This is a genomic window from Brevibacillus fortis (genome assembly GCF_046196545.1).
Taxonomy (GTDB): Bacteria; Bacillota; Bacilli; order Brevibacillales; family Brevibacillaceae; genus Brevibacillus; species Brevibacillus fortis_A.
In genome coordinates, this window is record NZ_CP176370.1 from 781537 (window position 1) to 808270 (window position 26734).

Annotated in this window: 24 protein-coding genes; 14 read left to right on the forward strand and 10 right to left on the reverse strand. The window is 42.6% G+C overall.

The genetic code is table 11. The annotated features are described in order from the left end of the window. Positions 1-44: 44 nt before the first annotated feature. Positions 45-1805: an RNA polymerase sigma factor gene (locus tag ACKKE8_RS04245; protein ID WP_409177056.1), complete on the reverse strand. Its 1761-nt coding sequence runs from the start codon at positions 1803-1805 to the stop codon at positions 45-47. Between the two features lie 221 nt (positions 1806-2026). Between ACKKE8_RS04245 and ACKKE8_RS04250 the strand changes: the two genes are divergently transcribed. The 5 genes from ACKKE8_RS04250 (at position 2027) to ACKKE8_RS04270 (ending at position 5848) form a co-directional block, all read left to right on the forward strand. Further along, positions 2027-2365, forward strand: a complete 339-nt coding sequence (locus ACKKE8_RS04250; RefSeq protein WP_409177057.1) for a hypothetical protein — start codon at positions 2027-2029, stop codon at positions 2363-2365. Between the two features lie 112 nt (positions 2366-2477). Beyond that, the gene (locus tag ACKKE8_RS04255; RefSeq protein WP_409177058.1) at positions 2478-2942 is read left to right on the forward strand and encodes a hypothetical protein; all 465 of its coding nucleotides are present in this window, start codon (positions 2478-2480) and stop codon (positions 2940-2942) included. A 28-nt stretch (positions 2943-2970) separates the two neighbouring features. Next, positions 2971-3699: an ATP-binding cassette domain-containing protein gene (locus ACKKE8_RS04260; protein ID WP_409177059.1), complete on the forward strand. Its 729-nt coding sequence runs from the start codon at positions 2971-2973 to the stop codon at positions 3697-3699. After that, on the forward strand, positions 3699-4880 hold the full coding sequence (locus ACKKE8_RS04265; RefSeq protein ID WP_409177060.1) for an ABC transporter permease: 1182 nt from the start codon (positions 3699-3701) through the stop codon (positions 4878-4880). Before ACKKE8_RS04260 ends, ACKKE8_RS04265 begins: the two co-directional genes overlap by 1 nt. A gap of 65 nt (positions 4881-4945) precedes the next feature. Next, positions 4946-5848 carry a DMT family transporter gene (locus ACKKE8_RS04270; protein ID WP_409177061.1) on the forward strand — a complete coding sequence of 301 codons (903 nt, stop codon included), beginning with the start codon at positions 4946-4948 and terminating at the stop codon, positions 5846-5848. 69 nt (positions 5849-5917) lie between these two features. Here ACKKE8_RS04270 and ACKKE8_RS04275 read toward each other — a convergent pair whose 3' ends face one another. Further along, positions 5918-6892 (reverse strand): ROK family glucokinase, encoded by a 975-nt coding sequence (locus ACKKE8_RS04275; RefSeq protein WP_409177062.1) that lies wholly within the window; start codon positions 6890-6892, stop codon positions 5918-5920. A gap of 142 nt (positions 6893-7034) precedes the next feature. Between ACKKE8_RS04275 and ACKKE8_RS04280 the strand changes: the two genes are divergently transcribed. From ACKKE8_RS04280 to ACKKE8_RS04290, 3 genes are all read left to right on the forward strand, one after another. Next, positions 7035-7925, forward strand: coding sequence for a diacylglycerol kinase (locus ACKKE8_RS04280; RefSeq protein ID WP_409177063.1), 891 nt, complete (start codon positions 7035-7037; stop codon positions 7923-7925). A gap of 118 nt (positions 7926-8043) precedes the next feature. After that, complete coding sequence (gene rlmD / locus ACKKE8_RS04285) at positions 8044-9477, forward strand: 23S rRNA (uracil(1939)-C(5))-methyltransferase RlmD (RefSeq protein WP_409177064.1); 1434 nt, start codon at positions 8044-8046, stop codon at positions 9475-9477. Positions 9478-9732: 255 nt separating this feature from the next. Beyond that, positions 9733-10437, forward strand: a complete 705-nt coding sequence (locus ACKKE8_RS04290; protein ID WP_409177065.1) for an alpha/beta hydrolase — start codon at positions 9733-9735, stop codon at positions 10435-10437. A gap of 459 nt (positions 10438-10896) precedes the next feature. On the opposite strand, the gene ACKKE8_RS04295 is transcribed toward ACKKE8_RS04290, so the two are convergent. The 5 genes from ACKKE8_RS04295 to ACKKE8_RS04315 form a co-directional block, all read right to left on the reverse strand. Further along, positions 10897-11409 (reverse strand): SMI1/KNR4 family protein, encoded by a 513-nt coding sequence (locus ACKKE8_RS04295; protein ID WP_409177066.1) that lies wholly within the window; start codon positions 11407-11409, stop codon positions 10897-10899. Between the two features lie 346 nt (positions 11410-11755). Further along, a complete protein-coding gene (locus ACKKE8_RS04300; protein WP_409177067.1) occupies positions 11756-12265 on the reverse strand; it encodes an SMI1/KNR4 family protein in 510 nt (169 codons plus the stop codon). A gap of 665 nt (positions 12266-12930) precedes the next feature. Next, entirely contained in the window at positions 12931-13647 is a 717-nt protein-coding gene (locus ACKKE8_RS04305) for a hypothetical protein (RefSeq protein ID WP_409177068.1), read from the reverse strand. A 173-nt stretch (positions 13648-13820) separates the two neighbouring features. Next, positions 13821-14246, reverse strand: coding sequence for a hypothetical protein (locus ACKKE8_RS04310; protein ID WP_409177069.1), 426 nt, complete (start codon positions 14244-14246; stop codon positions 13821-13823). A gap of 217 nt (positions 14247-14463) precedes the next feature. Continuing rightward, positions 14464-14655: an aspartyl-phosphate phosphatase Spo0E family protein gene (locus ACKKE8_RS04315; protein ID WP_199928747.1), complete on the reverse strand. Its 192-nt coding sequence runs from the start codon at positions 14653-14655 to the stop codon at positions 14464-14466. A gap of 226 nt (positions 14656-14881) precedes the next feature. Between ACKKE8_RS04315 and ACKKE8_RS04320 the strand changes: the two genes are divergently transcribed. The 4 genes from ACKKE8_RS04320 to ACKKE8_RS04335 all read left to right on the forward strand — a co-directional run bounded on the left by ACKKE8_RS04320 (position 14882) and on the right by ACKKE8_RS04335 (position 18800). Beyond that, positions 14882-15481 carry a helix-turn-helix domain-containing protein gene (locus ACKKE8_RS04320; RefSeq protein WP_409177070.1) on the forward strand — a complete coding sequence of 200 codons (600 nt, stop codon included), beginning with the start codon at positions 14882-14884 and terminating at the stop codon, positions 15479-15481. Between the two features lie 109 nt (positions 15482-15590). Then, positions 15591-16160, forward strand: coding sequence for a hypothetical protein (locus tag ACKKE8_RS04325; RefSeq protein WP_409177071.1), 570 nt, complete (start codon positions 15591-15593; stop codon positions 16158-16160). A gap of 451 nt (positions 16161-16611) precedes the next feature. After that, positions 16612-17181 (forward strand): hypothetical protein, encoded by a 570-nt coding sequence (locus tag ACKKE8_RS04330; protein ID WP_409177072.1) that lies wholly within the window; start codon positions 16612-16614, stop codon positions 17179-17181. 1019 nt (positions 17182-18200) lie between these two features. Continuing rightward, complete coding sequence (locus ACKKE8_RS04335; protein ID WP_409177073.1) at positions 18201-18800, forward strand: hypothetical protein; 600 nt, start codon at positions 18201-18203, stop codon at positions 18798-18800. Between the two features lie 165 nt (positions 18801-18965). On the opposite strand, the gene ACKKE8_RS04340 is transcribed toward ACKKE8_RS04335, so the two are convergent. Both ACKKE8_RS04340 and ACKKE8_RS04345 read right to left on the reverse strand, forming a co-directional pair. Continuing rightward, the gene (locus tag ACKKE8_RS04340) at positions 18966-19565 is read right to left on the reverse strand and encodes a lysozyme (RefSeq protein WP_409177074.1); all 600 of its coding nucleotides are present in this window, start codon (positions 19563-19565) and stop codon (positions 18966-18968) included. Positions 19566-20100: 535 nt separating this feature from the next. Then, positions 20101-20454, reverse strand: coding sequence for a sigma-70 family RNA polymerase sigma factor (locus ACKKE8_RS04345; RefSeq protein WP_409177075.1), 354 nt, complete (start codon positions 20452-20454; stop codon positions 20101-20103). 501 nt (positions 20455-20955) lie between these two features. Between ACKKE8_RS04345 and ACKKE8_RS04350 the strand changes: the two genes are divergently transcribed. Both ACKKE8_RS04350 and ACKKE8_RS04355 read left to right on the forward strand, forming a co-directional pair. Further along, positions 20956-22152, forward strand: coding sequence for a hypothetical protein (locus tag ACKKE8_RS04350; RefSeq protein ID WP_409177076.1), 1197 nt, complete (start codon positions 20956-20958; stop codon positions 22150-22152). 6 nt (positions 22153-22158) lie between these two features. Then, positions 22159-24354, forward strand: a complete 2196-nt coding sequence (locus ACKKE8_RS04355) for a tetratricopeptide repeat protein (RefSeq protein WP_409177077.1) — start codon at positions 22159-22161, stop codon at positions 24352-24354. Positions 24355-24794: 440 nt separating this feature from the next. Here the strand turns inward: ACKKE8_RS04355 and ACKKE8_RS04360 are convergent, their stop codons facing one another. Further along, positions 24795-26330 carry a thiol-activated cytolysin family protein gene (locus ACKKE8_RS04360; RefSeq protein WP_409177078.1) on the reverse strand — a complete coding sequence of 512 codons (1536 nt, stop codon included), beginning with the start codon at positions 26328-26330 and terminating at the stop codon, positions 24795-24797. Between the last annotated feature and the right edge of the window lie 404 nt (positions 26331-26734).

Genomic DNA, 26734 nt, shown 5'->3' on the forward strand with positions numbered 1-26734 from the left:
AAAAGAACGCAGCTTGTCTGACTGCGTTCTTTATTTTTTCTCGTCTATGCGCGCGTGTGGTTCTTAGTGAGTACCGTTCGTATCTGTTCGAGTACCGATACGGCAGTACGTTCATTTTGTTCAATCGCCTGCAACAACGCAATAGCCTGCTTACCCTGCTCTGCATCATTCGGCTCGCCTCCAGCCGGGAACGGGAAGAGCTTGCTTAACGTGTCAAAGCCATCAGCAATCACCCCGTACAAGCCAGCCGCTTCTTTCATCAGTGGACGAACCTCATCAAACACGGAATCTGTCCACGTATCAACGATTTCGCTCCAGAAAAGAGAGGCGTAGCGACGTGCATCCCCGTACACCACGGTCGTATACGCGTTGCCATTCGGCTCAACCGTTCCCTTTTCATAGGCTTCCTGCCAAGCAGCATAAGCGGCTAGACCATTGGCGCAGCTCTCGTCCTGCGGTTCTTCTCCACGATAATGAACGAGTGCAGATTGGAGGGCATTTGTGAGCATCGTGCGTTGATCGATCGGAATCGCACGGTCGATGGCAAGGACAAACAACTCCTCAAGGATACCCCGCCCCAAGTTTTCATAGGGAATGGTACTGTCGTTTCGGCAGTTGTCTCCTGCGTAAAAGACTCTTTCTTCATCATCATAGCCGTAGATCAATCCGAACTCTGGCATGAACAGGTCCCAAGCAAGCACAGGATGCCCTTTGTCGATGGAGCGATGAACCAGCTCCAATGCTTCTGGCAGGAGGACAGACAGCTGTCGCTTCTGGCGTGCTTCTGGGCTGAGCAACGAAGGTTCTACTTGATTGGCATTAATATTTGGTTCGCAGGAAAGATGATACGAGGTGACGGCACGAGATTCAAAGCCGATGTTTTTCAAACTCTGCTGCAAGACCCGCTGAAAGTGAAACATCGTCGGACCCGCAATATGGATATTTCCAGGAACGATCGTCAAGCGAAAGGCATGACCGCTCAGGCCAAGGATCATCGGCAAAGACATTTTGCGTTCGGTCGATTCTACCAAACCATATAATGCTGCTGCGCAAGTAACCCAAGTAGGCATCGTGAATGCTTCTGGTTTATTCAATACTGCTTGTTTCATACTCCCCGCAACCTTTCTCGTCTTCATGTATTGATCAACAACGACACGAGTTTTTTCCTGGATCAATTTTTTGCGAGAACGCGATAGCACTTGGTAGACATTCGCCTGGGACATCTGGAACATGTGGGCGATCTCATGAGGGGCCAAATGATCAAAAAAATGAGATTCCACAATGCGTCTCTCTCGAGGATTGAGGCAGTACAACAGGCTCCTGATCGTCTCAAACAGTTCACGCCGGACCATGACCTCTTCGGGATTGGTGTTCTGCGCAGCGTATGACCAAGACCGTCCCAGCCTGTGCAGGATACTATCCAGGTCCTCCCAGTCAGTCGGTTCCTGCTCATACGTTTGTTTGCCCAGACTCGAGAAGACGGTTTCCCTTTTTTGCGATCCCTTAGAAAGCCGGGTGTACGCCTGATTGCGTACAATCCGATGCAGCCAAGGAAGGAAACGTCGGCTGTCCACTAGTGTTCCAAGGTGCAAAAAGGCCCGAATGAGAGCATCTTGTACGATGTCTTCGGCAAGAAAGGCTTCTTGTGTATACGACCGTGCATAGCCGTATACTTTGGAGCGATGACGCCTGACCAGCTCGCTAAACGCCTCCTGATCTCCGGCTTTTGCCTGCTCTACCAAAGTCTCGTCGTCTGTCTGGTCTTGTTCCTCATGAGTCTTAGGCTTGATAACCAAGTGTTCCATCGCAAAAACTCCTCGTGATAATTGTTGATTTACTATGTAGACTTCTGGTTCACGGATTATCTGACACGGAATACAAAAAAATTTCGGAGTTTTTTTAACTGTTTTGTTTAGTGTAACAGAGAAATAAACGCAGCGGGTTTTCGATGACGCAAGGGGATTTGTAACAATTTCCACTCTCCCCTATAATGAACGTACAGGAAGAAAAAGGAGGATGGAAGTACATGAAGCTCATTTCTGTCGCAGGAGAAAGTGTGGCACCTGGAAAAGGTGGTTCACCGTCTGATACATTTGATCGTTCCATTTCTACGTGGCAAGAAAATGGTCAAGAAAAAACAATAACTGTCACCTATGTGCGTTATTTTGGCAAAGTGCTTGCTGAGCGGGGCATTTACGATCAAGAGGCAGAAGGTGTTCCTGTTAGCCATTTGGTAGCGACTCTGTATCTAGAAAAACATCCAGAGGCAAAAGAAACCCGTCATTATATTAACGATACGGAGTCTTTCGTCGCGCTGTTTGAAGGCTTTTCCCTGACCAAGTGGAAAGAGCGTTATCCGCTGTAGGATTAGGAGAGTTACAGTGTTCAAAGTCAAAAGATTCTGATTCGCCAAAGACACATACGGGTAACTTTTGATAGGGCATGCTAAGGGCAACCAATTATTGGAGGGAATTAGCATGTTTTCTATTTGGCTGCCACTGGTGATGACGTCTTTTGCGCTTGTTTTTGGTGCAATGCCTTCGCATGTCCCTACGACTTCCTCGGCGGCGTGGATGGTTGCTGTACAGGAGTTTGATGCGTTTTTACAGGACTGGAAAAATGGACAGACGCTTGCGAACCTGCGACACCCGCTGTTTGATCTCACGGGAGTGTCAGCAGTGTCAGGAATGATGGAGATCATCCGTTTTTCGGGAGAGGCACACGGGCAACCCGGAGAAATCACTCTATCGTTTTACACACTGGAGGGCGACAAGGTCTTTTCGCCCCCAGGCTCCGTGTCTGTCGCGCGAGTCGATGAGAAGCGGCGGGAATTTCATGTCACTGGCGCTATACCGAGGGTTTTGCGCGGGCGGACGGGTGTCGTACAGGTGACGTTTACGGGAGAAAAGCGGGCATCGTACTTGCTGAAGGTACGATTCTAGTAAAAATACGGGAGAGGAGGGGCTGCTGTTGATTGAGGTCAAGGATGTTAGCAAGCGATTCAAGGAAATCGCAGCGGTCCAGCATGTATCGTTTCGGGTCGAGGCAGGCGAGGTATACGGACTTCTCGGAGAAAACGGTGCGGGAAAGACAACGACAATGCGCATGATGGCGACGGTTTTGACCCCGACCGAGGGAGACATCGAGATTAGCGGTTTTTCCGTTCGACAGCAACCGCTTGAAGTGCGCCGCAGAATCGGCATTTTGTTCGGGGGAGATGTGGGTCTTTATAGCCGTTTGACAGCGCGGGAAAATATCGCGTACTTCGGTCGTCTATACGGATTGGAGCAAGCGAGGCTTGAGGAGCGGATCCACAGTCTGAGCCGGATGCTTGAGATGGACGATTTTATCGATCGGCGAGTGGGGGCTTTTTCCCGGGGAATGAAGCAAAAGGTAGCGATTGCCCGGACGCTCGTACACGATCCGGATGTCATTTTGCTGGATGAACCGACAACAGGACTGGATGTAACGGCTGCCACAATCTTTCGAAGAATGGTCAGAAAGCTACAAGAAGAGGGGAAGACGATTCTGTTTTCCAGTCACAACATGGGTGAGATCAACAAGCTGTGCAAAAGGGTTGCGCTCATGCACAAGGGTAAGCTGCAGTTCGCCGGGGGCTTGGATGTGTTGCGCGAGCATTTTGGGGCAGAGGATCTGGACGACATTTTCATGGCTGTCGTGGAAGGGAGCGAAGGCTGATGGGCTCGCATGTCGTTTGGACCGTATTGAAAAAAGAACTGATGGACTTGTTTCGCGATCGCAAGGCGTGGATGGGGACGCTCCTGGTGCCATTGCTCGTCATTCCGTTCGTCTTCTTTTTGCTGGGAACGTCCTATAGCAATGTGGAAAAAGAAGCGAGGGAGTACATTCCGTTAGCCGTTCAAGGATCATCCTTGTTGATTACGGCTTTGCAAAAAAATCCTGCCGTTCAAATCCTGGAGTCATCCAATCCGGAGCAAGCACTGCAAGCAGGTCAGCTGCGCGCCATTTTGACGATTCCTACGGGCTTCGATGAAGAGATTGCGGAGGGGAAAACAGGGCAGCTATCAGTTGCCTATGACTCCACCAATCAAAAGTCTGTCTATGCCCGTACGCTAATCGAGCAGACAGTAGAGGCTTACAGCAAAGAGGTTGTAGCGAAAAGGTTGAACCAAGCGGGCTTGTCTGAGCAGACAATTCAGCCGATTGTCTCCACCTATCAAAATGCAGCCTCTGAGGAAAGGAAGTCGGGAGGGATGCTGGCTGGCATCATTCCGTTGATGTTGGTAGTCTCACTCGCATCCGCGGGAATGGCCGCAGCGAATGATCTCGTCGCAGGTGAGAAAGAGCGGGGAACGCTCGAATCGCTGTTGACGGCACCAATTGCAGCCCAGCACATCCTCACGGCAAAGCTGTTGGCTGTCATGACCATGAGTACCATGGGGGCAGTAGCGTCTCTGATTTCTGTCACGCTGGCCATGCGTCTGGGACCAATGGGGACGGAAGGAGATCATTTTACACTCGCCTTCTTCTCGCCTGTCACTTTGTTGGTGCTCATCGTGACTATTTTGTTGTTGGCGGCGCTTTTTGCAGGGTTGGAGCTAGTTTTGAGTACGATTGCCAAGTCTTTTAAAGAGGGGCAGACGTACATGAGTGCTGTCATATTTTTGGCGATGGTTCCGTCGTATATGCTGATGCCAGTCAGTCCGGTCGACATCCCTGCGCATTACTACGTGATGCCCGTGTTCAACGGTGTCGCACTGTCCAAGGAAGTCTTTTATGGCAAGGTCGACCCGATTCATGCCCTCCTGGGGATTGGCTCCTTGCTTGTCTATGTGGTTTTCACTATTTTTCTCGCGTCTCGCATATTCCGCAGAGAAGGGGCGGGGTTGAAGCACTGATCGTAAAGATTTCAGTCCTGTCTCGTCACTCGTCGCTGTCATTTCGAGAAAGCTGGTGAAATGTTGTGAATCCGCTGTATGTAGGTGTGCTGTATATTTTCGGATCGGCTGCTGGCTTTGGCGTCATGTCTATTTTTGCTGTGTACGCCTACCAAGCGGGTGTGTCTGTTTCTACGCTTTTGTTTTTGCGGTTTTTATTGGCTACTGCTCTGTTTTTTGGTTTGTTGCTCTGGCGCAGGGAGTCGCTTCGCTTGGATAAAAGACAGGTGCTCGCGATGGTTTGTCTCGGCGGGATTTTGTACACACTACAATCTCTTAGCTTTTTCTCGGCGGTACAGTACATCCCGACCTCAATGGCGGCCTTGCTGCTGTACACATTTCCGGTGTTTGTTGCCATACTGAGCTACTTTGTCGAGAAGGAACGATTGACGAAAAAGACTGTCATCGCCATGCTGATTACACTCATCGGTCTTGGACTGGTGCTTGGCTTGTCATTTGGTGGGATTCAGCCGATTGGCGTGCTGTTGGCGCTTGCTGCGGCGTTGTTTTATTCCGTGTATATTGTGGTGGGGAATCGAGTGGTAAAAGGTGTTTCGTCCTATGTAACGTCTGCGTACATAGCCCTGTTTGCTACGATTTCTACCTTTTTCCTTACGCTAAAAGACGGAGGTGTCGATCTGTCTTTTGCGGTACAAGGGTGGTGGGCGCTACTGGGGATCGTTGTTTTTTCTACGGTGGTCGCTATCAGTTTTTTCTTCCGCGGCTTGCAACTGATCGGGTCAACCAAAGCGTCGGTACTAAGCACGCTGGAGCCTGTTGTCACGTTTGGGTTTTCGGCGATGTTGTTTGGCGAAGCTTTTAGCCTGTTCCAATTGTTGGGGGGATGCGCAGTGCTCGTCGGTGCTGCGCTGATTGTTTCGGGGAAAGGCGGGGAGCCAGAGCTGGCACCCAGGCAGGCTTCTTCATAAAGCTATACCAAAAAGACGCTCTTGCTGTGAGGCTTTACGTGCAGGAGCGTCCATTCTTTTTATGGCGGATCAGGATTCGTTCATTTGTGACCGGATTAACCAGCCCGCACCGTACACACCCGCATCATTGCCGAGTTGTGCAGGAACGATCTCTGTGGACTCGACAACGTAGGTGAACGGAACAAAGCGTTTGAATGATTCACGAATTCGGGAAAAGAGGAAGTCACCTGCTGCAGCTACGCCTCCACCGATCATAAACTTCGCGGGATTCAGTACATTCGCCAAATGAGAGAGAGCGAGACCGAGATAGAGTGCCACTTGATCGATAATCGCGAGAGCCGCTGCGTCTCCTGCTACGGCTGCTTCGAGGACATCCTTGGCGGCAATGTTTCCTTTGGTGGCTAGTACAGAGGCAAGCGCCGGGCTTGATCCGTTTGTAGCGGCAAATCGCCCTTCACGAATGATAGCAGTGGCAGACGTATATGTTTCGAGACAACCTGTTTTGCCGCAATTGCAGGGGGCACCGCTATCAGGGGTCATGGTGATGTGACCGATTTCGCCGCCAACTCCGTTGATGCCGTGAATGACTTTTCCATTGAGGATAACACCTCCGCCTACCCCTGTGCCGAGTGTGATAAGAACGAGGTCTTGTGCACCTTGGCCTGCACCTTGCCACATTTCCCCGAGGGCTGCGACATTGGCATCGTTGTCGACCGCGACTGGCAGACCTGTAAGGGCTTCCAATTTTTCCTTCAATAAAACGGGTTGGCGCCAGTGAAGATTCACTGCTTGAAAGACGATTCCCTTCCCGCCATCGACGGGGCCGGGTACTCCTACACCGATTCCGCAGACTTGCGAAAGAGAATAGTCATGCTGTGCAAGAAGATCATGAGACATGTCTACGATTTTTTGCAAAATGCCATCCTCGCCGTCCGCAACAGGCGTAGGTTCTTGCATTTTTGTAACCAGCTCGCCGTCTGGCGTAATCAAAGCCATCTTGATTGCAGTGCCACCCACATCTACTCCCACGATGATCTTCTTCACAAGCGTCTCCCCTATCTCCTTGTTTTCCATCTTTTTCTATCTTATCACGCGATATGGAGCATAGCGATTCCCAAAAATGGCTATACAGGATATGATGGAAGAGAGTACCCCCGTGAGCGAGGGAAGGAAGAAGGGATCTGCCTTGAAACGAGCCAGATTAATCTACAATCCAAGCTCCGGCCGGGAGATCGTGCGTCGGCGATTGCCGGAAATCCTCGATTTAATGGAGTCGGCCGGATATGAAACTTCATGCTATGCGACCAAAGGGGAAGATGATGCGACAGAAGAAGCTGCTCGTGCAGTAGCTCGCGGTTTTGACGTCATCCTGGCCGCTGGTGGAGATGGAACCATATATGAAGTCGTAAATGGGATGGCAGAGCATAAAGCACGTCCATCTCTTGGAATAATCCCCTGCGGAACGAGCAATGATTTTGCCCGGGCGGTCGGTATACCGAAATCGATCACGCGTGCAACGGAGATTGTCGCCAAGGGCAAAAAGAAACGGATTGACCTGGGGCGCATCAACAACCGCTATTTTATGAACATCGCGGGTGGCGGCTCGCTGACCAATTTGACCTATGAGGTCCCGAGCAAGCTGAAAACGCTGATTGGTCAAATGGCGTATTACGTCAAGGGGTTGGAGAAGCTGCCGTCGCTGCACCCGATCCGTGTTCGTCTGGAGAGCCGCAGAGAGGTGCTGTTGGATGAAGAAATCATGGTGTTCCTCATCGCCAATAGCCGATCCGTAGGCGGCTTCGACAACATCGCTCCGGAAGCCGATTTGTCAGACGGCAAGCTGGATGTCATCGTCGTGAAAAAGCTGAATATAGCAGAGTTTATTCGTTTGGCGACACAGGCAGTTCGCGGCGAGCACTTGAAGGACCCGAACATCCTGTATTTCCAGGCAGATTACATCAAAGCCACTTCACCGAGTAAAGAGACAGTTCAGCTCAATCTGGACGGAGAGCTGGGCGGACAGCTGCCTTGCGTGGTGGAAGCGTTGCCGGGGCATATCGAGTTGTTCGTCCCGTAAGAAGATAGTAAAATGAATAGCAATAGCCGTGGGGATGCCGCTTTTCGCTGTGCATCCCTGTATGCTTCCATGAGCGAAAACGAAAACCTATAGAGCAAGATAAAAGGAGTAATAGATAGTGGCGAAGACAACAAAGAAGCGGCGCGGTCCGCACCCGACAGCCAAAGTGGAGCTGGACGTCCCTGTACGTGTCGGACAAACCGTGGAAGTGGAGATAACCGGACTGAACCACGAAGGAGCAGGAGTCGGCCGGATTGAAGGATATACGCTGTTCGTGGATGGTGCACTTGCAGGAGAGCGAGTACATGCGCGCGTCGACCATGTAAAGAAAAACTTCGGCTTTGCCAAGCTGACAGAAGTAGTAGAAGCGAGTACCCACCGCTTCCAGCCGCCCTGTCCGCTGTACGACCGTTGCGGAGGCTGTTCGTTGCAGCATCTCGCTTACGAGGAGCAGCTGCGGCACAAGCAGCAAATCGTGCGGGACAACCTGCGCCGCATTGGCGGCTTCCAAGTCGAAGGGGAAGGGGCCATTACCGTTCATCCGACACTCGGCATGAGTGATCCATGGCGCTATCGCAACAAGGCGCAAGTACCGATCGGCGAGGAAAACGGGGCGTTGGTCGGCGGCTTTTACGCGGAGAAATCCCACTCGATCATCGACATGAACGAGTGTCTCATCCAGCATCAGGCGAATGATGAAGCAGTGGCAGCCGTGAAGCAGGCGGCGACCAAGCTGGATATCACGGCATATGACGAGGCTCGTCATACAGGGTTGCTGCGTCATGTGGTTGTGAAGGTAGGAGTCAAGACGGGGGAAGTCATGGTCGTGCTCGTAACGACAGAGAAGCAGATTCCGCAACGCGATCAGCTGGTGGAAGCGATTCGTGCACAGGTAGCTGGCGTGACGAGTATCGTGCAGAACATCAACCCGGACAAGACCAACGTTATTTTTGGCAAAAAGACCGTGACGCTCTGGGGCAGTGATGTGATTTACGATTATATCGGTCCGATCAAGTTTGCCATTTCGGCGCGTTCGTTTTATCAGGTTAATCCTGCGCAAACCGAGGTGCTGTACAACAAGACGCTGGAGTACGCGGGTGCGACTGGTGCGGAGACGGTGATTGATGCGTACTGTGGCATCGGGACGATTTCGCTCTTTTTGGCGCAGAAGTCCAAGCATGTGTACGGTGTGGAGATTGTGCCGGAAGCGATTGCGGATGCGAATCGGAATGCGCAGCTGAATGGCGTGGAGAATGCGACGTTTGAGGCAGGGCCTGCGGAGGTTGTCATTCCTGCTTGGAAAGAGAAGGGCATACGAGCGGATGTGATTGTGGTTGACCCGCCGCGTAAAGGCTGTGATGAGGCGTTGTTGACGACGATTTTGGAGATGCAGCCGGAGAGAGTGGTTTATGTGTCTTGTAATCCTTCTACGTTGGCGAGGGATTTGAAGGTGCTGGCGGAGAGGTATGAGGTGAAGGAAGTGCAGCCGGTGGATATGTTTCCGCATACGGGGCATGTGGAATCTGTGGCTTTACTGGTGAGGGACGTGTAGGCCCTAGATAAACCCATGCTATTCATAATAAACTCGTGCTAATAATTGAATAATGACGTGATAAAATCGGGGAATGGATAAAGGGGAAAACCCAGAGCCATCAAGCCGTTCCCCTGTTTTTGTATCAAGACATTATTAAGACTATATTAAAGTTGTGATAGAAAAAGTTGGGGCGAAAATTGAGGATATGATATTCGTAACAAAATAATATACAACGACCTATGGAGGGTGACACCTCAATAATTTGGAGGATGCATGTTAAAAGAAAATATTTTAATAGATGATATTCCTGCTATTTTGTGGGGAAACGACAGCACCGAAATATTTATTGCTGTACATGGCAATATGTCTTCAAAATCAGATATTCCGATTCGTATTCTAGCCGAAGAGGTTGTTCCATTGGGATATCAAGTGCTCAGTTTTGATTTGCCTGAACACGGCGATAGAAAAAATAGTTCTAAGCTTTGTAAAGTGCAAAACTGCGTTTCTGATTTGAAGAAGGTTTTAGAATTTGCACACACGAAATCAAATACTATCAGCCTATGGGCAAATAGTATGGGAGCATATTTTAGCTTGTTAGCTTATAAAGATGAAGTTTTAAAGCAAAGCCTATTTCTTTCTCCTGTTTTAGACATGAGCCGACTGATTCAAAATATGATGAAATGGTTTGATATTACAGAAGAACATCTGTGCAGAGAAAAAGAAATATCTACACCTATCGGTCAAATCCTATATTGGGATTATTACCAGTATGTTATCAAGAATCCAATTATAAAATGGGATTCTCCAACTTCAATTTTATATGGAAAAAAAGACGAACTGTGCGAGTATGATGTCTTATCAACATTTATCACAAAGTTTAATTGCAATCTTGCTGTTTCAAATGCTTCCGAGCATTATTTTCACACAGAAGAAGATTTGGATATTTATGAAAAATGGCTCAGAAAGAATATCTTTTGATAAGAGCACGCTTAGATATTAGATAATCTGAAAATCAAGAGGCTACGTTTTTAGGTTGACTTCCATGACCTACAGACTTAGCCTCTTTTTTATCATGTCTATTCTGAAGTTAAACTCTCTTTTGCTAATCATTAAATAATCTCTAAAATAGGGGGCTACATGATAAAATAAAAAGGACGGCTGTCTCAGCAGCCCCGAAAGTGAGCAAATGCCATTCCTTTGGTTAAGGTTTGTACTCCCTGTCACCTCGACACACGTAGAGAGTGTGGCACTGTTAGAGAAGAAGAACAAATAGTGGATACGTATTGGAGTAGCAGAGGGGCTTCCTCTGCTTCTTTGTCTGTTAAACGTCCCCAACTTACAGAAAAAAACTGAGAGCTTAGTCCCAGCTTTTTGGCAGTCATGCATTAGTCGTCCGATTTCATCCTGAAGACGCACTATAAAAGGCGTCCTTTTTTCTTACTCTTCCTCCTCAATGGGTCGGTCCCAAAACTCAATTCCGTCATGCTCAATAAGTTGTTCCAGCAACTCTGTAAATGTCAGGTCTATGTCGATAGTATCGTCTGGTAGTATCGATCCAACCCATGTGAGGTAACCTTTGCCACTATGTATTCTGTCTTGATCCACACATATACAGCTATTTGAGTTATCGCTCCAAACGATAGGATAGTAAGGATGGTCGATGCTGTAGGCTTTCCAGTACCCAATGACGAGTTCGGTACTTAGCACATCATAACCCCCAGAGTTATGCTTGGCGCTCTTGAATAGTGTTGCACTTTTGTAGTGGCTTAAAAAACTGACGTAATCCTCTGGTAACTCAAACGATTTTAATTTCTCCTTTGTATCTGTGATAGACTCGTTCGAGATGTAGAATGTAAAATGATATTCCTCGTTTTTGATATGCACGTTCCCGTCTACACTTGTCCTACTTCCCCTGATCTTACTAATGAGGGCTTCAAAAGGATTACTCACACGATCACATCCTTCAATGAGAGTAAGGAATGTCAATTGAATGACAGTCCAATTTTTCTACCTTGATATTAAAAACATCCGACCCTTTAAATGAGCACGTATAACAATTTTCTGTATCCGAGGTAACTTCTATAAAATTTGCTTTCCCGTTGGCATTGTACTCTATGTGAAAGTAGGGGGCAGATTCAATCTGTTTAGAGTAAGCTTGAATGAGTGCTTCCACATCTTCCTTACAACTAGAGAAGTCCCTCTGAAACGTTGATGTACCAAGAGTTTCGATATTAAAAATGGGGTGTCTCTCAGTCGAAAAAATCGACTTTTGAAACAGCCCCTTCTTTATTTCCACTTACCAAGTCCAAAACTCTGTTCCTTGTGCAATTATTAATCTTTCTAACCAAGTTTCAAAAGTCATATTTAAGTAATAACCTTCTGAGGTTGAGACATCATCATGATTAAAACACACTAAATAGTTGTTCTGGCCGTGTTTAACTCGATTAGAGTCAATAAAAATGTAATCGCCATTGTTGATCGAGATAGGATACCAATGTTTAGGCATATAATCTAGGTGACTATTCTTAATTTCGTCCAGACTTAGTAACTCATATCCTCCACCATATCTTACACTTTCGAACAGCCATGCTCCATTATGGATTAGGAGAAAATTCTTATAGTCAGTTGGTAAGTGCCAATGAGTGTCTCTTAAGAACTCTTCAATCATCCCTGCTGTAGCAGGAGGGTAAAATGTAAACTGGGCTGTATCAACTTTCCCATTCATTTTTTGCACCGATAATTGATTACTATTATCTATTCGTTTTTTTAACCCGTCCAATACCAGTTCAGATATATTGTTCTTCAAGGAGAATCACCCACTAAGAATTAATAGTCATCACCAGAAGGTACATATTTGCCATAACTAGCCCACCAAGGAGTAACCTCTTTTCGGTGGAAGTCTTTTGGTAACGGAATTAAATTATCATAGCTGTTATCCCCACCATATGCAAAAGGAGAGATTGAGTCCACTCTTGGGTATGCCAAGCATGTCACGAAAAATAAGCGGAGATGGATTGGCGGATTGAAAAAGTGGGGCGGAGAACCCCTCTTTTTTGTGCTAATGTGCTACCTACTACAAATGAAACACTATCAGTTGAAAGTAGAGAGTGGGTCATGGCTGCTACCAAAGTAACTGAATAGGTGCATCTATTCGGCATGTCTTGTATGTATCTGGTTTATCACCAGACATGTTCCCCTAACCAAAAATAAGATTCACCAACGATTTAATAATCCAAATGCTCATAACAATAGCAAAGTATTCAAGAAAAATAAACTTCCAAGTAGCATTATGCTTACTTAATCCATACCTAAACAAACTGAAAAAGAATATGCCTCCAGCAATTTCAAGCAGCTCTACGAAACTAAAGACAGTTTCATTCATATTCCTTTACCACCCTCCCTCACCTACCTAAATTATACCAAAAATGAAAGGGATGCCTAGAAGACATCCCTTCATATTCTTCAAATCTACTAATCCACTACCCAATGATCAACTTTTACTGTTCCATCTTTCTCAACTTCAAAACGGGCACGATACTTCCAGCTATTATTTTTCCCAGTTTCGCTAATGTAAATCAGGGAAATCTCTGTACCACTTTTCGGGACTGACGCTGAAATAATGTCCCCCCAAAGCGGTACTTTTTCTTGTTGCATCCATGCTAATGCTCCTAGTGCATAGTCGCCATACTGAAATGGTTTTTCAAAGCGATCTTTCAGCTTCAACAATCTTGCCATATATGGCATTTTTCCTCCAATTCTGAAACTGACATAAGTGCCGGCTCCTTCTGCTGCTTTTTGTGCAAACTTTCCAGTGTACTGATTCCACCATGTTTGAGTGAAGTTCTGGGTGTAATAGTGGAGATCAGGTCTTTTCAAAAGAACTAATTTTCCTTTGTGGATGGTGTACTCTATGGGCATTGTGTCGTCAATGTAAATCATGTTTGTCCTTTTTTTAATAACTTCATCACAACCGCAGTCTTCCCTGGTTGGTACAACCATGTTATTAGCTGAATCTTCTAGAATGTCGGGGCTATTTTTCCACGTAGTATCTACTATGGTTTCTACGTTTTTGGCGTTTGCGTCAACGGGATACTTTGCGGCGAATGGAGCCTGAGATTCCTTTGCAAAAGAGACAGAAGGGACAAATAGTATGACTGTGCATAGGAGAGAAAGTATAAACTTTTTCATCGACTTACCTCCAATGGGATTTTTTTACTTTCTGTATGTCATCTTATCAAGAAGTGTATAATTCAGTACATCGGTCGACTATCTTAATTATTCATTGTAATATTTATAAAACTTGTAAAAAAAGGTCGGGAATTAGCATCCCGGCCTTTTTTAGCTCATGTATTTATGTGAGTCTACTTTGTGAGGAGGGTATATCTTATCTTGCTGCCAATCTTTTCTTTCTTTACGTCACTTAAATAAGGCAACACATTTTTGAACATAACATGTGCATTACTAAACGTAATACCTCTTTTCTGAAGTTCATTACATAGAACGTTCTGCCAAATGATACCACCTTCAGTTTTACTCAATATTTCTCTAATGAGTTGGGCGATCTCTGAATAATCGTAGTGAGAGTGAGTTTTCCTACTCTTGAACGAAAAATCTTTTTTAACAGTCGAGGTACAGTCTAATTCCTTAATTCGGTTTAACACTTTTTTCGTTTCTAACATCAACGCTTTTTCTTGTTCTTGCAATAATAATCTTTCAACTAAAATTTTGTTCAATTTCTCGTTTAATTTATTTCGCTCTCTCAAGTTGGTATCCAATTTCTTTTTCATAGGATTCCCTTACCTTAAAAGATTGTCTTTACCCTACCACAGTATTCCTTGAATAAAGATGATTGGGTCTTTTCTTTCACCTAACTCGATGGTACTCTTGCGGATAAGGGGCTTAGGCTTCTTATTTATGGGACGTTCCATTGACTGGAAGCAGAGGAGCGTCCTTCTTTTTGTAGGAAAACTACGCTGCTGAGTACCAAGATTGCTCACTTCGAGATTATCCTCCTTTTCGATTGATATTTTTTCTACGTTGCCACTCTACGATATAGTTATCTAGCTCCTGACTCACCTCCACCACAGTTTTGTCTGTTAACCTGCCATTTTTCTTTATAACCTCACTGAGTTTCTGTCGAAGACCAACGATGATCTGGAGTAGGTCTTCATTACTTACTTTATGCCATTCATTCATTGCTACTTGGCCCCCATAGCCTCACCCCTCATTTGCAATATAACATCGATATCACAAGACCTATGGAAAAATTTACCTTGATACATTTGACGTATTTCGATATTTTTCGTCAAAATGAAACCATATTTTGTCGATCAATTTTTGTTGATTCATGTTTGGTGCCTTGTTATAATCCTGCTCGATTGGGTTGTAAGAAAAAGGAAGTTTTTGTATTGGGGGGAATATGGTGCAAAAGAAAACGATTGGGGATATGCTGGCTGAATACCGGAGAAATAGCGGCCTGTCTTTTTCTCAGTTGGAGGATAGAACTGGTTTAAGCAGGGGGGTTCTACAGAAAATAGAGAGTGGAGAAACAAAACGCCCTGAATTTAAAACAGTAAAGTCTTTAGCCATTTTATTTCCGTATCCGTATGAAGAAATTATTGAAGGATACCTTGAGGAAGAGACTAGGAGTGAAACGTTATTTGAAATTCTTCAAGAAATCATTCAATGTGATCATACTTCACTAGTCGAAAGAGTTTCATTGAAATTTCTTCAATCTCCTAATGAAAAGATTGAGAAGGCATTGGAGCGACTGTATAACTTCTCTGATACGACTGCTGTAGTAGTAATAAATAACGAAATACGTTTAGCTCTCTATAAGGTCATCGCAAATTATGCACGACAATGTGGTGAGCCGATATACATTGCAAAAGCTTTATTTAAGAAATATCTAATTGAACGAGATGATTTTACTAAATTACCTCAAACGTATCAGTCTAGGGAGCAAATCTTGCATTACGCGGAATTTTTATCTCCTGATAAAACGGATACTTTTACATTATAAACTGGGAGTCCATGCTTATAATCTCGGATTATTTGATGATTGCATCAAACTTTGTAAACATGTTTTAAAAGAAGATGGGACACAAAGCAGAATCAAAGCTGATTCAACATTGGCAATATGCAACTCGCATTTTTATTCGGGGGACTATGAGCTAGCAGAAAAATACCTTGAGTTGTTTAGTCATTATTCATACCCACACGTAACTGAAACCGTAAAAGTAATGGAAGGGGCTATTAATGGGAAGAAGGGCAATCTTAACTTAGCTATCACTCAGCTACAAGCTTGTCTTTCAGGGGCTACGGACAATAATATCATTCACATTGTTAATGAATTATTTGAGTTATACCTAAAAAGCAATGATTTTCATTCCATAGAAAATCTTCTAAAGTATGAAGGTCAGATGAACAATGTAAATATACGAACTCCATTCAAGAAAACAGAATTAGCCTATTACTTTAGGCTAAAAGGAGATTATAAAATGCGTCTCGGTCTAATTAGAGATGCAGCAGATAGTTATTTAAAAGCAACCTTAGAGTACGCTAAAGTTAGCGCTCATGAAAAAGGATACGAATGCGTAAATCAAATTTTAAATTATTACACAAAAAACAAGAAAGAGATGGATTATTTCGTAATAAAGGATATCCAAAAAGTGTATAATAATCTTATAATATCCAGATAACTAGGAGGGGAAAGTGATGAACAAGCTTCTCTTGCATATATTAATAGCGGTGTTCTTAGTTGCTGCGCCTCAAACTATACAAGCAACTGAGGTACAAGCCATTCCAAACCATTCTATAATAGTTTCTTACGGCACTGACCCAGGGTGGTAAGATTAAAAGCTTTACATTTGTGTAACAGATGCACTTTGACAACTATTGTCAGGGTGCTTTTTATTTTGACTTTATGCGAGTCCTGACTTGATAAGCTCGAGATGATGGCTCTGTTGAATCATATTACACTTAGTGAATACTGCTATGCCCCTACGAACTAATGCCGTCTCCAAAACTATTAAAGGATGTTATTTGCTTTAAATGGAGTATACTGTATCAATGAGAAAAAGGCATTTAACAAAGCCATAGGCCTAACTGCCGCAAATACTGGTAGAAGGCCTTGAGAACATAGGAGGATACATGTCCTGGAGCAAATTGAAGAAACAACTGGAGAGCTTTCTCTGTCCTGCGTTAGATGGAAGGTTCGAATACAGTGCAACCGGTTACCGTTATTTACCTGATAAATCAGGAATTTGTTATATTGCCGTAGATAAAAAGAACGTACTTAATATGAGTGATATAACTAGCTCGATCAGATGGTATCAGACGGAGCAGGAAATTAAGAATGATTCAGATATCCAAATTCCTATCAGCGATGAAGAAATTGAAGCGGTCAGAAAAGATACCAAGGGGATCGTTCCGGAGGATCGTCTAAAAGTAATTGCAAGAAATAGAAAAATAACGGAATATGCAAAGGAGCTTTTGTCAGCGCAGACTTCATTAAGTAAATCAAATTTTACCGTTGTGGCTAATACGTTTTTATCTAGTTCTATAGAGGAAAGCATAGAGAGTAATGATATCTTGTTGAATATTCTAGCTTTGGTGGACAGAAGGGTTGGAAAAAAGCGAATTTTAAACATGGCCGAGAAGATGAAGTTAAAGCATCCAATTGTGCAGTATTTTTATGAATTACGGCTTAGTACATTGTGACAATAAATATGTCAGGAAGTTTCTTGACTCTTCTCAAATTGGTTTTCTTGTAATTATTAAACCGAAGACCTTATTCGATTCAGGTCGTCGGCTTTTCATTTGATGGGGGCTTGGATAGCAAGAACAATCAATATACCTGAAGGATTACTCCATAGCAAAATAGATGAGGATTATAACTTAAAAAGAAGGCTAGAAAACGCTTCTTACCTCTATAATGATGAAAAATAATGATTTAGTGACTAGACCTCAGAAAAAATTCTGAGGTTTTTTATTTATATGGGGTGGGTGACGAATGAAATGATTTGTTTTTCTTAATCGGATATAACCCTCGTTTGCTCGGAGAGAAATTTTCTATAGTCCTTTTTGCGACAAAAATTGCTTGAAAAATATAACCTAATTCCCCTACGCTCGCCTCGTAACAAAGGTTAACAAAGATAAGGAGGGAATGGTATAGTTGTAGCTTTGCTTTTGCTCGTTGTGTCGGGGAGTCTATTGGCATTTATAGCCGGAAGTCAGCAATTGCTCTGCAAACATATTAAAAATGCTAAAAAATCTGGTTGAAACACATAGCCTTCGCTAATGCGAGGGCCTTTTTTGTGTGCTTGCGTAAGCAGAAGCGAATGAATGCGAAGGAATAGCAGAGACGGAGCTTGAGAACCCAAAAATATTTAGGGGAAAATCACTGGAACTTTTTGGTATGCCAAAGCGTCATAACAGGTGAATATAATAAACGTAATGAGCCGATAGTGCTCAAACGATTATCAAAGGATGATTAGCTATCGGTGTTCCATGGGCCATAAAGGGGACTTGGGATAACGCTCCAATGGAGAGCTTTTGGGCAAAGCCAAGCAATAATGGCTTAATGGTAAGCTTTTCAAAATACGCAAATGAAGTGCGTACGGCAGTGATTTGGCATATTGAATCCTACTATCACCGCAAAAAAATTATACGCAGTAAATAGCCATATGATGTTTGAAGAGATTGTGACACAATCAAAAAAATAAAAAGGAATGTGAAATATGAAAAAAATATTATTGGTTTGTATCATGATCATGTTGATGCTAGCATCGGCTTGTGGAAATGTTGAAATGCCATCAAATCCAAATACTTCTAGTGAGCCTAAACCTGAAACGGATGAGTCTATTATTCCAGAAAACACATCCGATTGTTTTAATGCAGAAAATATAAATTTGGATAGTGAAACTGAAAAATATTTCTATGGAACTTGGAAAGTTGAGAAGCTTTTAGGATTTGCAAATTCGTATAATGATGCTTCTGAATATCCAACAGGGCAAAAATTTATTGGAGATGAAATTATAATCAAAAAAGACTTTTTTTCATCAAAAGGACTTAAAAACTATGAGAAATATCAATATGAACTAAAAAATCCATTATATGAGATTACAGCAACATGCTATAACTCTGACTCTTTTTATAGATTATATAAAATAGATATCCCAGACTTAAATATAAATGATGTAGTAAAAGTAATAGATATAAGTGACCCTTCTACAAAAATGAGCATACCTGTAAGTGTAGGTTTTTTTGTTGTTAATAACGATAGGCTTATCTTGATATCAGAGGCAACTATTTTTGAGCTTAAAAAAATTACTGATTAAATGAATGAAGGATATGTAATAAGCTGTGCTAATAGAATAGAAAATATCCAGGAAGGTAAGGATATCCTATAAGCGATTCTGAAAATGCCTGTGAATATAATTTTTTAAACAAGAAAGGTCAACCTTTAGGCTGACCTTTCTTGTTTATGTCGTAAAACGATTAAACTATAGTGTATATACTGGATATTTGTGGGTATATTTCATATCTTTACAAAATAAAGTTGCTTCTTCATTTCTTCTTGCTTTTAAATTTTTATCATATGAAAATGCTTTGCTGACTAATTTTGAACAAGTATCACTTTGAGCTGGTGTAAGTGGGCCAATAAAAGGATATATAAACGCATGGGCAAGCATAGCTTTTACATCATCGGTTGTTAGCACCTTAGGACCTGCATTAAAAGTGAGCGAAACAAGTGCATCAAACTGAGATTGTGTAAATTGACAACCTGTAGGAAGTTTTAATTTATTAACTGCCTCTACAGCCTTTGCAGTATCATCAGCAAAAAAAGTATTTGCCTTAGACTGAGAAATTGGTGAAGTATAACCTAGATTTAAAGAGTTTGATAGAGCATCAGCTTGTGCTTGGGATAGAAGAGAATCATTTGGATTACCTGTTGTATTTTTAGTATATGTTTTAGTCTTTGTAATCAAATGTCCCCATCCAACTGTTGGATACCCATAAGGATCTCCATAAAATTTCAAGGAAAATCCCTCATGTTTTTTGATAAGGTTTGCTCCACCTGTGCCTAAAGAAAAATTTGACATAATAACACTCCTTTGTATTGTTATTAGCGACTATTTTGAGCGCTCAACTCATCGCCTTCACCCTTGTAGGTAAAAAAACAAAGTAAAATACAACCACCTCTTAGAAATTTTTTTGCTTTTTGGAAAAAGCCTTACACTTGCTTAATTTGTTTAAAAAGTGAATCAATCACTCGAACAACAAAAAAGAAGAATCCGATACAAGATCGGATTCCTCAGCTCAACATGTGAGTTGGGCCAGCGTATAAAACGGTCAAAATATTGCTCTACCCCTAATTATTGTTGTCATAATACCATTCAGCGGCTTTTCGAAAGACATCTTCTTTTCTTGCCCACATCTCGCTTGTTTCCCCGGGCTGGTACCAAGGTTCCGGGAAAGGATCCCCCGGATCGATTCGTCGGAAATAGATCTCATCAAGTAAGTTCTCCTCGACCTTTACAGAGTCCTCAGCACACGCGATGAGCTGTTTTTGATATGACCATGAATCATCATTATCGACGTGCTTTCCTCGCGCCCTGACGTGAACTTTGGGAGGGCCTACGACTTAACTGCTTGCGGGTTAGACTCTAATTTTTTTCGAAGTATCCCTAAATATTTCCGTTTGTATTTGTTTACGCCTTGTTGAGATATGCCTAAATGCTGTGCAACTATTTCTTCTGGAACTCCATTGATCACTACTTGCTCAATAATAAATCTTGCTTTATCTGGAAGGGAATTCAACACTTCTTCTAAGTGTAACTTAGAATCTACAGAAGACATTTGATTCTGCCCACAGATATTTTCTATGATCGGAAGCTCTCGGGTGGAAATCTTCTTTGCTTGATACTGCAACCGCCAAGCGATCCTTCTTAAAATTTTTCTACACTCCTCTATTAATAACTCATCATTCATGCTTTTCACCCTCCCACCTTATAGGTAAAAAAAGAAGGTAAAAAACAACTATTTTACATAAATTATTCCATCTTTTTCGAATGAAATAAACTCAAGAAATGTAATTTAAACGCCATTTCATCGCGTTTTCGTATCATACTTAGGAGTTTTCTCTTAGGGGATTTTTTTTAGGGCATTACTGTCTAATAAAAAAAGGATCAAATTGCATTATTTTCAAAAAAATCAAAAAATTATTGACAGTCAGAAAATTACAGTCTATCATTACCAGTATGTACCATATATTCGCGAATATGGTATAAATATCAATTTATCGGAGGCATTATTATGAAAAAAATTACTGTGCAAAAAACCGAGCCTGTAAAATTGACTTCAGTAGCTAACACAATGTACGACTGCACTTGCGAGCAGGCATAAAGATTTGTCAGTAACATTGAAAAAGTGGGGCATTTGCCCCTCTTTTTCAATTATGAAGATAGCATGACAACATCCGGGAGGAAAGTCATGAACGAAAATCGGATGATCCAATTACACCCGTTAACATTTCTGGAGGATAAGCAAGGAGTCCTGATTGGGCGGTTTGGGACGGATACGTTTGCTGTTTTTCCTGAGGATGGAGCAGCACTTGTACGAAAACTGCAAGAGGGCATGGGGGTTGCCGAAGCGCATTCCTGGTATCAAGATACCTATCAAGATGAAGTGGACATGGATGATTTTTTGCAGACATTACGTGACCTGACATTTATTTGTGATGTTGAGGAAAAGGAAACGAAAGCGCAGAAAGTATCGGGGCAATGGTTGGGTAAGCTAGCTTTTTCTCCACTTGGTTGGCTGATTTTTGGTGCCATCATAACCTGTGCCCTGTGGTTGTTATACCAATATCCACAGATTCGTCCGGGTCGACAAAGCATCTTATTTTCCGAATACGCCATGGTGATTTTTCTTGGCATGACGATCGGTCAGATTCCAGGGATCTTGTTTCATGAATTGATGCACATGCTTGCCGGACGAAGACTGGGTATCCCGTCAGAACTAAGTATAGGCAGAAGAATGTACTTTTTGGTCTTCACTTCTTCCATGCCAGGTATTTGGGGATTCCCAAAACGAAAGCGTGTTCTTCCATTTTTAGTTGGAATGTTCGGTGATATTTTGTGGTATTCCTTATTGGTGATCGTTGCTGGTGCAATTTGGATAAATACAGGTGAGAAGACAATCATAGCTGCATATTGTATGGGACTAGCATTTACAACACTGTTGCGTTTCCTCTGGCAATTTTATTTTCATCTTCAAACAGATATCTATTATTTAATGATTACGATGTTGGGGTGTGTAAATCTTCAGGAGGCTACACGTTCCTATTTGAAAAATATATGGTATGGACTAATTGGAAAAAAGAACAAGATGGTCGATATGTCCAAGTATACGGAACGGGATCATCAGGTAGCGAGATGGTACAGCTTTTTTTACGCAACTGGCTGGATGATGATGACAGGAATGATGCTCTATATGATTCCGGTCGCTATTCAACTTTTAACGAATATTTTTCTCTCCATATTTACAGGAGAAGAAATGAAATTCTGGGATTCCGTTGTTTTCTTGTCTATAACGGGAGTCCAGTATGGAATTGTATTTTATCTATACCTAAAAGAGCGTAGAAACAAAAGGGAAATTCGGAATTTATCAATGGAACAGAGGGGATGAGTCGAAATGAAACAATCGATTACACACCAATGGCTGATTGGATCTCGACGCAGCGACCGAGAAAAGAAGTACTTCGAAGAGCAATACTCCACATGTTATGTCAGCAATTGTCATTGCAATCTTAGAGGACCCTATACAGGTACTGGTGACCTTCTGCGCCAGATTATTCCAGAAGCTTTTTCGAAATGGCCAGACCTGATTTTATCACACTGCATCGAGATCTTATCCATAGCACCAGAACTGAAAGCAGTCATTCCTGTTAGTGTAGAAACACTTACCTCTCTTGCTATTCCGAAAGAGAGAACACGTTATTATTCTAAATTGCGTACACTTCGCATGTCGAATGGTTTGATCGATCTTTTATTGGCATTAGCGAATCGGGAACGAATGGGAAAATTGACCCTGGTTTTTGAAAATGTGCAGGCCTGTGATCAACTTGATGCAGAATTTATAAGTACACTTCTGCGTCGTGCGAAGTCTGACCTGATTCAGGTGATCGTAAGTTCAAGTGAAATAGCGGAAAATGAAGCCCTGAAAAAGGCGTTACAAACGTATACGGAGCCTACTACTATTCTTTCTGACATCGAACAAGATATGGGGATAGTAAATCTATCTGACGAACAGCGACTTGAGCTAACGAAACGATACATATTTTCTGACTGCACATCAGATTGTGAGCAGGAATTGCTCGCCTATGAAGCAACTCCTATTGAAATTCGTCAGAGCCTTCACGAAGAGCGGGCAGAATCTCTTATAAAAGAAGAGCAGTGGTCACTGCACTTAGGCGCCATTCCGTTTCATCTGGAGCGCGGTACTTCTGAGAAATCAGCAAGCGAAGCGTTGTTTAAAGCAGTTAGTTATAGCATTAACATGGGTTTTTACAATGCGACTATCGATATGAGCCTACGTGGCCGGAAACTGACGAATTGGAGCAGCGAATTTGATAATAGCCGGTATTTTACAATGAAAATGGCTACGTCTCTGGCTGCATTGGGTGAAACTGATGATATACCGACGCTTTTAGGAGAAGTGTACGCAAACACTGATAATTTTAGAGTTCATATGCAAATTTCATATGGATTTTCGATGTACTATACGAGGCATCACCAAGAACGAGAACACGAGAAGGCGAAAGAATGGATACAAAAAGCCATTGATTTGGCAGAATTGATTGAAGATGAAAAAGAACGTGCATTTCAACAAGTATTTAACCAAAATGGATTGGCTTTAGTAGAGTTACATATGGATAATCCTGAAGAAGCGCTTCGATTGGTTACGGAAGGATGGCAAAGGTTAAATCAGGTTCTTGCTCCTGATGAACATATGTTGCATCGCTCGGTGTTGCTTCATAATAAAGGGCTGATTTACGTAGCTTTAAAAAGGTTTGAAGAAGCAGCTGAAACATTTAGCCAAGTGATACAGATTGATTCCAATTATCCAGAATACTACTTTGATCGTGGAAACCTTTATAGCCGGATGGGGCGACTGGATGAAGCCATTGAAGATTATAACCAAGCGATAAAGCTTAGTCCTCCGTTTCCAGAGGTTTATTTCAATCGAGCTACTGCCTTCAATCGTCTTGGAGATGTGGAGAAAGCAATGGCGGACTATGACTACTTGCTTGATATAGACCCCGAAAATCTTGATGGATTACTTAACAGAGCTACATTATTGTATCAAGTGGAGAAATTCGAAATGGCCCGAAAAGATGCTGAATTCGGTTTAGAAATAGAGCCTGATCATGCGCGGCTCCTGTGTACACTAGGTTTAATTGAAATGTCGGATGGCAATAATGATCAAGCACTAAAAACGTTTACCGCTGCCCTAAACAAGGATAGGGAAATGATGGCCGCTTGGACAAATAGGGCTGTCCTGTACTATGAGATGGGGGAGTATGACAGGGCCATAGCTGATCTAACTGAAGCTATTGCACTAGAGAAAAATGCAACCGTCCTTTACAACCGTGCATGGGTCTATGAAGCACAGGAGGAGTGGCAATTATCCATTTCCGATTATACAGAGGCCTTAGCGTTTTCTGATGCAGACGAACAAGATATTTACTATCGGAGAGGTTTGTGTTTTATCAAAATGGGTGATAGGGAACTTGGCACGGAAGATTGGAACAAGCATCTCATGTTTGGAGAATCACCGCATGTGAATGAAATGATGCAACTGTTACCCTCCCTGTTCGTTTCGAAATAATGAAATATTTTGTGTCATATTTATTCTCACTGGATACTCGACACATGTGGAGTGTTGCTCATTGTTGGTCAGGAAAACTAATAATTGAGAGGTATTGGCATAACAGAGAGGTGAAACCCTCTCTGTTTTTTTATAACTCAAATTATCGAAGAGATAGCCGTCCTTGTTTGACCACCTGCCGTCCTATTCGCTTGGTTGGTGGCTGACTTATTGGGTTGATTAAGTGTTGTCCTAGAGGTACGTTGTTGCATTCTACCAACTCCTTTCTGACTGCAAATGCATGCAGGAATAAAGAACTATGACTAATTTCGACAAAGTTTTCCAAATCGCCTGTTTTTTAGCACCGTTTTGGGTTGCACCTTTTCCCCTGCATAGGAATAAGAAAAAGATAAACGGCTGAAGTCCTTGATAAAAAGGGCTTCAGCCGTTTATTTTCACAACTAATTAAATGTAATACCACCTGTTGGGTTTAATGTCGTTCCTCCAATTTCAACTTTAATTTCGCTAGATAATGGAACATTGTATTCATCAATAACGGTTCTCCACCACTCCCAAGCAAGGCCGGTACATTCTTTCGCAAAAATCCTTATATTTTTTGCATTAGGTGGCAGAGGAATGACTGTATTGAAAGGAGCTGTTCTGTCTTGGTTGCTTCCTTCCCATGTTTTATGTGTGAGTACTTCTTCACCATTTTCATCATAGGAAACTTCATCCCAGGATACATCAAATTGAGCGACATACCAGCCATAATGACCAAGCGATATTTTGCCTTTCGAATATTCTGTAGCGGTAGTCTCAATATAATCTGTATTGTTATGAACGGCAGCAATGGCATTATCTTTTAAGAAAACACTTGTATAGGAAATTGGATAAGCTGGGTTCTTTAGGCTAAATTCCGCATTATCTTTGATGATATTCCGGATTTCACTAAAGTCTTTTGTAACGACCTTGTTATGCTCTTGTGAATCTCCGCCTAATACTACAGCTGTAAAGGAACTGTCTTCAAAAATATCCTTGTACTCGGCATTCGTTTCTACATTGGCAGTATTCTGAAGCAAGGCTTTAAATGCTGCTTTTACGTCTTTGCTCTTCGAGGTTGTTTCTAATTTCACATAAATGGTTCTACCATATGCTACATTGGATACCATAACAGGTGGGGATTGATCACTGACCCCTTTACGTTTCAAATCCTTAAAAGTAACACTATCATCAAAAAGATCGGATGGATCGTTAGGCAGTTCTGCACTTACCGTATAAAATATTTGTTTATATGCCGCCACCATCACTTTTTTCTCTCCACTAGAAATCGCATTAAAGTCAATTCCTAATGTAGAATCAAGATATTTAGCGTTAACATTCAGAGCACTTCCAATTTGAGATTTGCTATAAACCATTGATTCTGCATACTGCAATCGCGCAGGTAAAGTATGTGTTGCTGAATACTCATCGCTCCATTTAGATACAAGCTCATCTACTGCTCCAGACACATTACCGTATGTTGGATTATCCACAGTCATTGAATTTTCCTTTTTCAAGCCTGGTAAATCAATACTAATCGTCAAAGGTTTTCTTGGTACCAGTAATACACTAGGTTTATTTTCTGCAAAAGCTTGATTTGCAAGTTGTAATGCTCCTGGGTAAGTGCGATTAGTCATAGAATCAATAATTGAAATATCTACTGGAGAAGTTGAAAGTGACTTTTTCTTACGTTCTATGACTACAAACTTACCTTTTGGATTGATTCCTTCTTTTGGAACAAAACTATCAATCTCATCACCACTTACTGCTAAAACTTCGTCATTATCATAGTCTAAGTTTGCTATACCGGTATTAATGTCATCAGCGTTGCTTGTTTCACTTACTAAACTAGAATCAACTGTTTCGGCAAAGGAGATTACTGGATAATTTACAGTAGCGAAAATAACAGATAAACTAGCGATTACTTTTAAAATTCTAGTATGATTTCGAGTCCTCATAAGATATTCCCCTTTGAGATTGTGAGTATAACGACGATCATTATACTCCCATTAAATATATTTTTTGGAATACTAACTATATCGGTAGTTTCCGAAATAATTTTTAGATTGAACCAGAAAAGTATATGGTGGGACATAAACCAAAGGAAGCGGGGCTGGCGATATTGTAGATAATCTTAATGCTGTCATCCGTATGTACTTAAATTTTTTTAATCAGCTTGTGGATGATGTGTTTAAGCACTTGCTCCAAGTATCGTTCTGTGTCTTTCTTTGATTCGATTAGCGTTTCAAGTTTAACTTTGCGGGCGGTCAATCGGCTTTGTTCAGCTTGAATGTTCTCATTAGCCGATGTGAACTGTTCTAAGCCGACCGCTAATGTATGTTTAACATATCCCCCGCCATCT